The sequence below is a fragment of the Nonomuraea sp. B1E8 genome (genome assembly GCF_039871515.1).
In the GTDB taxonomy this organism is placed as follows: domain Bacteria; phylum Actinomycetota; class Actinomycetes; order Streptosporangiales; family Streptosporangiaceae; genus Nonomuraea.
Genome location: NZ_JBDPLS010000023.1, coordinates 73719 through 83575, shown reverse-complemented (window position 1 = coordinate 83575; position 9857 = coordinate 73719). Strand labels below are relative to the sequence as shown.

Here is a 9857-nt window from a genome sequence, read left to right as displayed (position 1 = left end):
CCGCCGCCCGCCCGAGCGTCCCGGGCAGATTGCCGTGCCACCATCCGCAGCGAACGGGACGATCAGGCGGAAACCTCCATCAGCCGAAACTGATCAGGAGGGACGCCCACCCCGTGAGTCATCGAGGCTGACCATGGACAAAGGCAATCCGGTCCGCATGGTTTCACCCGGCCGCGACGAGGGCGAACCCGGCTTTTACGACATGATGATCGAGCATGCCGTACGCATTTCCGACACCGGCGAATACGTGCACGCCAAGGACAACCTCTGGGCACAGGGCCGGGAAAACGTCAGCCACGGTTGCGTCAATGCCCGGCCGGACCAGGCGGAGTGGTTCTACACCACCACCCTGCGCGGCGATCCGGTCGTCATCACGGGCACCGACCGCACCCTCGAATGGGACAACGGGTGGGGTTTCTGGCAACTCCCGTGGGAGAAATGGCGGCAAGGGAGCGCGCTTCAAAAGGCCGGGAGCGACGCACTCATGGGTGCCGCAAGGGTGAATCCAGGGCTACCTTAGAGCAAGGGAACAACCCGCCGGTGCAGGCCCGTTGTCCTAGTAGGAGGGCCGATATGGATGAATGGATCATCTGGGTAATCCTCGCTGTCGTTCTTGGCGTGGCCGAAATATTCACGCTCACGGCCTCTCTCGGGCTTCTGGGTGCGGCCGCTCTCCTGACCGCCGCCACCGCGGCGCTGGGCTTGCCCGTTCCTCTGCAGCTGATGTTCTTCGCCGCTTCGTCGGCCGCAGGCCTGCTGGTGCTCAGGCCCATCGCGATGCGCCACGTCAAGCAGCCGGCACTGCAACGGTTCGGGGTGGAAGCACTCGTCGGCAAGCCCGCCTATGTGATCTCGGAGGTGACGGGCCACAACGGTCGCGTGCGCGTCGGGGGTGAGGAGTGGTCCGCGCGCGCGTACGACGAAACCCTGGTGATCCCCACAGGGGCGACCGTCGACATCATCGAGATCGAAGGGGCGACAGCCCTCGTCTATCCCCGGGAGTGACTCATGGATCCGCTCTTGCTGGTCGGAATCTTCATCATCCTTTTCGCGGTGTTCACCGTGCTCAAAGCAGTGCGGATCATCCCGCAGGCGCGGGCGCGCAACGTGGAGCGGCTCGGACGTTACCACCGCACCCTCAAGCCCGGCCTCAACTTCGTCATCCCCTACATCGACCGCGTCTACCCCGTGATCGACCTCCGCGAGCAGGTCGTCTCCTTCCGCCCCCAGCCCGTCATCACCGAGGACAACCTGGTCGTCGAGATCGACACCGTCCTCTACTTCCAGGTCACCGACCCGCGCGCGGCGGCGTACGAGATCGCCAACTACATCCAGGCCGTCGAGCAGCTCACCGTCACGACGCTGCGTAACGTCGTCGGCTCCATGGACCTGGAGAAGACCCTGACCTCCCGCGACACGATCAACAGCCAGCTGCGCGGCGTCCTCGACGAGGCCACCGGCAAGTGGGGGCTGCGCGTCAACCGCGTCGAGATCAAGGCCATCGACCCGCCGAAGACCATCAAAGACGCGATGGAGAAGCAGATGCGGGCCGAGCGCGACAAGCGCGCCGCCATCCTCAACGCCGAAGGCCAGCGGCAGTCGCAGATCCTCACCGCCGAAGGCGAGAAGCAGAGCCGCGTCCTGCGCGCCGAGGGCCAGCGCACGGCCGCCATCCTGGAGGCCGAGGGCCAGTCGCGCGCCATCGACCAGGTCTTCCAGGCCGTCCACCGCAACGACCCCGACCCCAAGCTGCTCGCCTACCAGTACCTCCAGGTGCTGCCGCAGCTCGCGCAGGGCGACGGCAACACGTTCTGGGTGATCCCGAGCGAGGTCACGTCGGCGCTGCAGGGGGTGTCGAAGGCGTTCACGGAGGCCCTGCCGAAGTCGACGGCCACCCGCGAGGAGATGCCGGAGAGTTCGGCCGCGGAGGAGGAGGCCGCCAAGGCCGCGGAGGCCGCTGCCGAGGCCGTGGCCGACGCCCAGCAGGCCGAGAGCCCGAAGGGGCCGCGCCAGCTCACGCAGGGCGTCGAGGAGCCCGCCGCGTTCCCCGACCTGGACAAGAAGCCGACGGAGGCCGAGCGCTGAGCTTTTCGATCAGGGCGGCCGGCAGGTCAGTTGAGGGGTGGGAGGCCGGCCGCCACCGGATCAGGAGGCGATCTCGAAGATGGCGGCCACCTGGGTCTCCCGATGGGCGTCACGGGCCCGGCAGGCCAGTTTGACCGCCGCATCGGCGATCACGAGGTCGCGGTTCGCCGGGGCGATGTCATCGCCCATCTTGGTGCGCAGCCACTCCGAGATCTCGGCCCAGGAGTAGAGGCTGATGTTGTCGGCCTCCATCAGCGGCTTCGGGAAACCACCGGGGCCGCGCCGGCCCGTGGCGAGCTGCCGGAGGCTGGCCTGTGTGCGGCCCCCGTGCCGGCGCGCCGCGTCCCCCAGCGTCACCCCGTCGTCGTGGCCGACCCCGGTGGCCCACAGACCCGGGACCGTCCTGATCTGGGTGAGCACGGATGCGATCGCGTCCAGCAAGGTCTCCGCCTCGCGGTCGCACATGACGTAAGTTCTGCCGTCTTTGAGGCTCGAAACGGTGCAGTCATCGAGACCGGCCTCGAACAGAGCGTCCAGCTCCTCGTCTGTGACCGCTCGATTCAGTGTGACGCGGAAGTCCCACGTAATCATGACTTCTCCTCGTTCTTTGCGCACTCCGCGTGCTCGTCGACCCATCGGAGAATGCGCTTCGCGTGGTTGCCCGGGTTACGCGGCGTGCACCAGATTGACTGCGCAGGGGCACCGCAGGCGCATTCGATCCATCCCCAGCGGTGCCCGTTGTGGCTTTCCACCACGGTCAACCACTCGAACTTGCGGATCGCCCTGAAGACCGCATTGATCTCGTTGTGCTGATGTCTTCCTCTACCGACCATGTACCAACCTTGCAACAGTGTTGCACGTTTAGTACGGCGATTCCAACCCTGGCGTTCCAGCTGACACACGACGACGCCCGCCACACGAAAGCGTGTGGCGGGCGCCGGAGTGCTGGGATCAGTGCGACAGAGGTGCGTCCGTCGTGTCCACCAGTTCGCATCCGGCGATCGGGTCCTGGCCCACGCGGGCCCAGATCCCCGCGACGACCCCACCGTTGTTCTCAGAGACGCTGAACTCCAGCACCCCCGTCTGCCCCTCGCCGATCACCCGCGGGTCGATGGCGAAGCCCGGTCCGGTCTTACCTCCGGGCACCGGGAACGGCGCCAACGGCGCGTCCTCCTGGCTCAGGAAGTGGCTGCTGCGCGGCTGCGGGCTGCACTTCTTGCCGCGGGGGATGTAGGTCACCACCACGTTCGCTCCCATGGCCCGCAGGTCCTCCTGGAGCCGCTCGGGATTCTTGGCCTCGTTGATGGTGATGTCGATGAGGCCGTCGGGGCGCTTCTCCACCGCGTACGCGGGGGTGCCGCCGAAGAGCGCCGGCACGGCCACCGCGGCGGCAGCCGCCAGGCCCAGGACGGGCGCCAGCACGGCGAGGCGCGGGACCCGCCGCTTCGCGGGCCGCTTGTCGATCTCGGTCATCACGAACTCCTTGAGCAGTCGGTGACGGCCCTCGGGAAGTTCACGTTCGGTCGGCCAGTTCATCGGGTCTCCCACGTCTGACGAGGGCCACGGTCACCTGTTACCTGTCGGTCCGGCGGCGCGGGTTCCCCCGCGGCGGCGAGTTTCCGGCGCGCCCGTGACAACCTCGACTTCACCGTGCCGACCGGGACGCGCAGCGCCTCGGCCGCCTGGGCGTAGCCGAGGCCCGCCCAGACGCACAACGCGAACACGTCCTGCTCCTGGCGGCGCAGCCGGCCGTACGCGGCACGAACCGCGGCCAGCCGTTCCGCGTCCTCGATCCGGCCCACCACCTCGTCGGCGAAGTCGGGCACCGGCTCGCCTCTGGGCAGCCTGGCCAGGGCGCCGTCGTGCCTGCGGGCGGCCCTGCGCATGTTGCGGGTCACGTTGGTGGCGATGCCCAGGAGCCACGGCCGCAGGGAGCCGCCGCCGGGGTCGATGCGCCCGCGTAACCGCCAGGCTTCGAGGAACGTCAGCGCCGTCACGTCCTCGGCCGTGGACCAGTTGGCGGTCAGGCGGAAGGCATGGTTGTACACGGCCTTGGAGCACTCGTCGAAGAGCTCGCCGAAAGCCGCCCTGTCTCCATCCCGGATCCGGGTACGTATATCCACATATATCTACTGTCCGCCCGCCCGCTCCGGTTCCACCTGCCCCCGGTCGAAGTACGCGGCCAGCTCCGGGTCGAGGTCCGGCACGTCGTACGGCATGCCGCCGTTCCGCAACGACATCGTCGCCATGTAGCCGGCCGCCACGCTCATCCGCGCCGCCACCGGCGAGGTGTCCGTCACGCCGCCGTCCCTGACGAACCTGAGGAACTCCGTCACGATCTCGACGTCCGCGCCGCCGTGCGTGCCCAGCGCGGCAGGCACCTTGTACGTGATGTCGCCCTCTCCCCGGTAGCCCGTGGGCCCCGTGTTCCACACCTTGACCGTGTCGCCGGGACCGTCGCCGAAGTTCTCCAGGCGGCCCTCGGCGCCGATGACCGTGTAGTTGCGCACGTAGTCGGGCGTGAAGTGGCACTGCTGGTAGGCGGCGATGACGCCGTTGTCCAGGCGCATGTTCATGACGGAGACGTCCTCGACGTCCACGACGTGGTGCAGGTCGCGATGCCCGGACGGCGGCCAGGTGTAGTCCTGCAGCCAGCCGTCCGGCCGTGGCGTGCCGGGGTCTCGGCGCGGCAGGTCGCCGTAGAGCATCAGGTCGCCGAACGCGTTGACCCTGGTGGTGTAGCCGCCCGCGAGCCAGTGGATCACGTCGAGGTCGTGCGCCGCCTTCTGCAGCAGCAGCCCGGTGGTCCTGGTGCGGTCGGCGTGCCAGTCCTTGAAGTAGTAGTCGCCGCCGTAGGAGACGAAGTGGCGCACCCAGACGGTCTTCGGCTCGCCGATGACGCCCTTGCGGATGATGTCGCGCATCAGGCGGACCACGCCCATGTGGCGCATGTTGTGCCCGACGTACAGGCGGGTGCCGGTGCGCCGGGCGGCGCGCAGGATGCGGTCGGCGCTCTCCACGGTGATGGCCAGCGGCTTCTCCAGGTAGACGGCCTTGCCCGCCTTCAGGCAGTCGATGGCGATGCGCTCATGCGTGTCGTCGGGCGTCATCACGATGACCGCGTCGAGGTCGTCCCTGCCGAGCAGCTCGTGGTGGTGCTCGGTCAGCAGCTCCGCCTGGAAACGGCCGGCCTGTCTCTTGAGCACCGCCGGGTCGGAGTCGCACAGGGCGGCCACCACCGAGCCCTCGCCGGGGCGGTGGGCCGCCAGGGCGAGGCTCGTGCGCAGGCCGAGCCCGATGACGCCGATGCGCAGGTCGTTCACGAGTGTTCCTTCCGAAGGCGGTCGAAATAGTACAGGGCGCCTGCTACCGGGCGGCGGCGTGAAGCTGTGCTGTGGGGGCACTTAAGAAACCCTCGATGGACACGCTCGGCGGAGAACGGGCACAGTGCGTTACTGATGGTTCGACGTAGGGGGACGCGCATGAAGGCGCTGGTCAAGGAGCGGGACGAACCCGGCCTCGCGCTGGTGGACGTGCCGGAGCCGGAGGTGGGGCCCGGCGAGGTGAAGATCCGGGTCCTGCGGACCGGTATCTGCGGCACCGACCTGCATATCCGGAAATTTGACGATTGGGCGCGGCATACCATTAAACCTCCGTTGATCGTGGGTCATGAGTTCTCCGGCCACGTCGTCGAGGTGGCGCCGGACGTCGAGGACATCACCCCCGGCGACCTCGTCAGCGGCGAGGGGCACCTCGTCTGCGGCAAGTGCCGCAACTGCATGGCCGGCCGCAGGCACCTGTGCCGCAACACGATCGGGCTGGGTGTCCACAGGGACGGCGCGTTCGCCGAGTACGTCACCCTGCCCGCCACGAACGTCTGGGTGCACCGTGTCCCCGTCCATCCCGACGTGGCCGCCATCTTCGACCCGTTCGGCAACGCCGTACACACCGCGCTCTCCTTCCCCCTGGTCGGCGAGGACGTGCTGATCACCGGCGCGGGCCCGATCGGGCTCATGGCGGCGGCCGTGGCCACGCACGTCGGCGCGCGCCACGTGGTGATCACCGACATCAGCGACGAGCGGCTCGACCTGGCCCGCAAGCTCGGCGTCTCGCTCGCGCTCAACGTCTCCAGATCGTCGATCGCCGAGGGCATGCAACGGCTCCACCTGCGCGAGGGCTTCGACGTGGGGCTGGAGATGTCCGGCAGCCCGGCGGCGCTCCGCGACATGATCGCCAGCATGACCCACGGCGGCAAGATCGCCATGCTCGGGCTGCCCGCCGAGGAGTTCGCCGTCGACTGGTCCACCGTCGTGACGTCCATGATCACGATCAAGGGGGTCTACGGCCGCGAGATGTACGAGACCTGGTACAACATGTCCGTGCTGCTGGAGAAGGGCCTCGACCTCTCCCCCGTGATCACCGACCGTTTCCCCTACTACGCCTTCGACGCCGCCTTCGACACGGCCGCCAGCGGCCGTACGGGCAAGGTCATTCTGGACTGGAGCGCAACACCGGCCGAAGCGGCCACGACCACCGACAGGAGCGCCTGATGTTCACGAACGTGCGCGAGCAGCTGCGTACGACGCTCGACGAGATCACCGAGGCCGGGCTGCTCAAGCCCGAGCGCGTGATCAGCACCCCGCAGAGCTCCCAGGTGAGCGTGGCAGGGCGCGAGGTGCTGAACTTCTGCGCCAACAACTATCTGGGCCTGGCCGACGATCCCACGGTGGTCGAGGCCGCCAAGGAGGCGCTCGACCGGTGGGGGTTCGGGATGGCGTCCGTACGCTTCATCTGCGGCACCCAGGAGGTGCACAAGGAGCTCGAATCCCGCCTGTCCGACTTCCTCGGCATGGAGGACACCGTCCTCTACAGTTCCTGTTTCGACGCGAACGGCGGCGTCTTCGAGACGCTGCTCGACGCCCAGGACGCGGTGATCTCCGACGCGCTCAACCACGCCAGCATCATCGACGGCATCCGGCTCTCCAAGGCCAAGCGGTTCCGGTACGCCAACCGCGACATGGCCGAGCTGGAGGCCAGGTTGAAGGAGGCGTCGGAGGCGCGGCGGCGGCTGATCGTGACCGACGGCGTGTTCTCCATGGACGGATATCTCGCCCCGTTGCGTGACATCTGCGACCTGGCCGAGCGGTACGACGCCATGGTGATGGTCGACGACTCGCACGCCGTCGGCTTCGTCGGGCCCACCGGGCGCGGCACACCCGAACTGCACGGCGTCACCGACCGGATCGACATCATCACCGGCACGCTCGGCAAGGCGCTCGGCGGGGCCAGCGGCGGCTACGTCTCGGCCCGCAAGGAGATCTGCGAGCTGCTGCGCCAGCGTTCGCGCCCCTACCTGTTCTCCAACTCGCTCGCGCCCGTCATCGCCGCCGCGTCGCTGCGCATCCTCGACCTGCTGGAGACCTCGAACGACGCCCGCGAGCGGCTGCGCGCCAACACCGCCCGTTTCCGCGACCGGATGACCGAGGCCGGGTTCGACATCCTGCCCGGCGACCACCCGATCGTGCCCGTGATGATCGGCGACGCCGCCGAGGCGGGCGCCCTGGCCGAGCGCCTGCTCGACCTCGGCGTCTACGTGATCGGCTTCTCCTACCCCGTCGTGCCGCACGGCCAGGCGAGGATCCGCGTCCAGCTCTCGGCCGCGCACTCGCAGGCGGACGTCGACCGCGCGATCCAAGCCTTCATCCAGGCCCGCGGCTGAGTCGCTTTGTGCACCGCGTGGAACGTTCTTTGGGCAACGCGTTGGCCCAACGGCCCTGTCAAAGGAGTCGCCAAAGGCGACCCGCTTCAGTCCTGCGCACTGGACGCAAAGTGCTGGTCAACAGATGGATAGGCACTGAGATAGGTCGCAAGACGGACAGGTTCCCATAGCCCATCAGACTTGCCACGCCAGGGGAAGGGGCAGTCGAAACGCTGTCCTTTGGGGACCCTTTGGGGATACCGTTGGTCCAACGGAAATCTCAAAGGAGCCCCAAAGGTGACGTCTTCAATGCCGGTCCTCAAGAAGATCCTGTCGGGGACGACCGCCGCCAAGTGCGAAACGGACACCCTCGATTTCAAGCAGGCGAAGCCCAACCTCAATGAGGCGTTCCAAGACCTCGCGGAGGCGTGCGTCTGCTTCGCCAATGCCGGCGGGGGGACCGTGATCGTCGGTGTGGCGGACAACAAGTCGGGTGAAGATGCGTTCATCGGCTGCGACATGGACGCATCAATCCTGCGGAGCAAGGTTCACCAGCTCACCATGCCTTCCCTGCTCGTGGACGTGCGGGAGCTGAAGTTCGCCGGAAGGCGACTTCTGGAGATCATCATCCCGGAAGGCCTTGAGGTGTATTCCACGGCAAAGGGGTATACGTATCAGCGGATCAACACGGACTGTCTGCCGATGCGTCCTCTCGATGTGACCCGACTCTCGGAAGAACGTCGCGGATTCGACTGGTCTGCCACCGCGAGCGGCCGGTCGTTGGACGACGTGGATCCGCTGGCCCTGAGATATTGCAGAAGGCTTCTCGCCGGTTCGACCGATCCGGCTCGGCAGCGATACTCGCAGTTCGGGGACAGGGACTTGCTGAACGCACTACACGCGATCGCGGACGATGGAAGCTTGTCTCGCAGCGGGGAACTGATGCTCTGCCAGAACCCATCGAGCGTCGGGATCAACGCAGCGGTCTACCAACACAAGCGCACTCAGTCCGGTGAGGCCGATGCGGTGTTGCGCGTCGGCGCTCCTCTGGTGCTGGCTTTCGATGAGGTCCTCCAGGCCATCAGGGCCCGGCAAGGCATCACCCCCGTAACCCTTGCCGACGGACGCCAGTTGCAGATCGAGGACTATCCGTCGGCGGCGATACGTGAAGCCCTGGTCAACGCGTTCATCCACGGCGATTGGCGTTTGAAGGGCACCGTACAAGTAGAGCATTCACCGCAATACCTGCGTATTGAATCACCAGGCCCTCTGGTCTCCGGAGTGACCACGAACAACATTCTGACGAGAGGGTCGAGAGCACGCTTCCCCGCGCTGGCCTCCGGCTTTCGACTGCTAGGCCTGGCAGAGGAGGTCGGGCAGGGAGTCGATCGAATGTACCGGGAGATGATCAAGTCCGGGCGGGATGTGCCAGTGATCACCGAAGGGGCCGAACACGTAGTTGTGCTGTTTCGAGGGGAGCCGCCCAACACCCGGATCGCGAAATTCGTGGCCTCACTCCCCCAAGAAGAGCAGGACGACACGGATGCGATGCTCATCATTCGCATGCTGTGCGCGAAGCGTACGGTTCGCTCCTCCGAGGTCGCGCCCGTCATTCAACGGTCACAAGATGAGGCGCAGGCGGCACTCCATCGACTGGCAGCGGAACCTGCGGGCGTGTTGGAGCCCACTCGAGCCACCATGCAACATCACTACCCTGCATATCGGCTTCGAGCAGAGGTGGTTTCTCACCTCGGAAGCGCCGTCGCGTACCACAGCCGTGCGGCGGATGACATCGACAGGAAGATCATCGAGCACGTGCGCGACTATGGCGAGGTCAATAACCGGACCGTTCAGCGACTGTTCGACGTAGGTGTCTACCAAGCCCGGGACATCATCCGAGACCTGGTCGGGAGAGAACTGCTGACCCGGACGTCCGAGCAGAAGCGAGGGACGGCCGTCCGATACGGGCCTGGGCCGAAGTTTCCCAAGGCGAAGACCAGCCGCTCAAAAGTTCGTCGACCGGAGGCTGACTGAGACAGCGCCCAGCCAGGCCGCACCTACGTGGCCGGCTCTT

Annotated in this window: 11 protein-coding genes; 6 read left to right on the top strand and 5 right to left on the bottom strand. The window is 66.9% G+C overall.

Annotation, left to right across the window (positions count from 1 at the left end; translation table 11 throughout):
* Positions 1–133: 133 nt before the first annotated feature.
* Genes ABGA98_RS43595 through ABGA98_RS43585 form a run of 3 tightly spaced genes read left to right on the top strand, consistent with a single transcriptional unit; the run spans position 134 to position 2085 of the window.
* Positions 134–520 carry a L,D-transpeptidase gene (locus tag ABGA98_RS43595; RefSeq protein ID WP_347624358.1) on the top strand — a complete coding sequence of 129 codons (387 nt, stop codon included), beginning with the start codon at positions 134–136 and terminating at the stop codon, positions 518–520.
* Between the two features lie 53 nt (positions 521–573).
* Positions 574–1005 (top strand): NfeD family protein, encoded by a 432-nt coding sequence (locus ABGA98_RS43590; protein ID WP_347624357.1) that lies wholly within the window; start codon positions 574–576, stop codon positions 1003–1005.
* A gap of 3 nt (positions 1006–1008) precedes the next feature.
* Positions 1009–2085 carry an SPFH domain-containing protein gene (locus tag ABGA98_RS43585; RefSeq protein ID WP_347624356.1) on the top strand — a complete coding sequence of 359 codons (1077 nt, stop codon included), beginning with the start codon at positions 1009–1011 and terminating at the stop codon, positions 2083–2085.
* Positions 2086–2145: 60 nt separating this feature from the next.
* Here the strand turns inward: ABGA98_RS43585 and ABGA98_RS43580 are convergent, their stop codons facing one another.
* The 5 genes from ABGA98_RS43580 to ABGA98_RS43560 are packed head-to-tail and all read right to left on the bottom strand — an operon-like array spanning position 2146 to position 5408.
* A complete protein-coding gene (locus tag ABGA98_RS43580) occupies positions 2146–2676 on the bottom strand; it encodes a hypothetical protein (RefSeq protein WP_347624355.1) in 531 nt (176 codons plus the stop codon).
* Positions 2673–3002, bottom strand: a complete 330-nt coding sequence (locus ABGA98_RS43575) for a hypothetical protein (protein WP_347624354.1) — start codon at positions 3000–3002, stop codon at positions 2673–2675. Before ABGA98_RS43575 ends, ABGA98_RS43580 begins: the two co-directional genes overlap by 4 nt.
* Positions 3003–3036: 34 nt before the next feature.
* The gene (locus ABGA98_RS43570; RefSeq protein ID WP_347624353.1) at positions 3037–3621 is read right to left on the bottom strand and encodes a hypothetical protein; all 585 of its coding nucleotides are present in this window, start codon (positions 3619–3621) and stop codon (positions 3037–3039) included.
* Positions 3618–4208, bottom strand: a complete 591-nt coding sequence (locus tag ABGA98_RS43565; protein ID WP_347624352.1) for an RNA polymerase sigma factor — start codon at positions 4206–4208, stop codon at positions 3618–3620. Before ABGA98_RS43565 ends, ABGA98_RS43570 begins: the two co-directional genes overlap by 4 nt.
* Before the next feature lie 6 nt (positions 4209–4214).
* Positions 4215–5408: a Gfo/Idh/MocA family oxidoreductase gene (locus ABGA98_RS43560; protein WP_347624351.1), complete on the bottom strand. Its 1194-nt coding sequence runs from the start codon at positions 5406–5408 to the stop codon at positions 4215–4217.
* Positions 5409–5567: 159 nt separating this feature from the next.
* On the opposite strand from ABGA98_RS43560, the gene tdh reads away from it, so the two are divergent.
* The 3 genes from tdh to ABGA98_RS43545 all read left to right on the top strand — a co-directional run bounded on the left by tdh (position 5568) and on the right by ABGA98_RS43545 (position 9817).
* The gene (tdh, locus tag ABGA98_RS43555) at positions 5568–6635 is read left to right on the top strand and encodes an L-threonine 3-dehydrogenase (protein ID WP_347624350.1); all 1068 of its coding nucleotides are present in this window, start codon (positions 5568–5570) and stop codon (positions 6633–6635) included.
* Complete coding sequence (locus ABGA98_RS43550; protein ID WP_347624349.1) at positions 6635–7804, top strand: glycine C-acetyltransferase; 1170 nt, start codon at positions 6635–6637, stop codon at positions 7802–7804. Before tdh ends, ABGA98_RS43550 begins: the two co-directional genes overlap by 1 nt.
* A gap of 288 nt (positions 7805–8092) precedes the next feature.
* A complete protein-coding gene (locus tag ABGA98_RS43545) occupies positions 8093–9817 on the top strand; it encodes an RNA-binding domain-containing protein (RefSeq protein WP_347624348.1) in 1725 nt (574 codons plus the stop codon).
* Positions 9818–9857 lie beyond the last annotated feature (40 nt).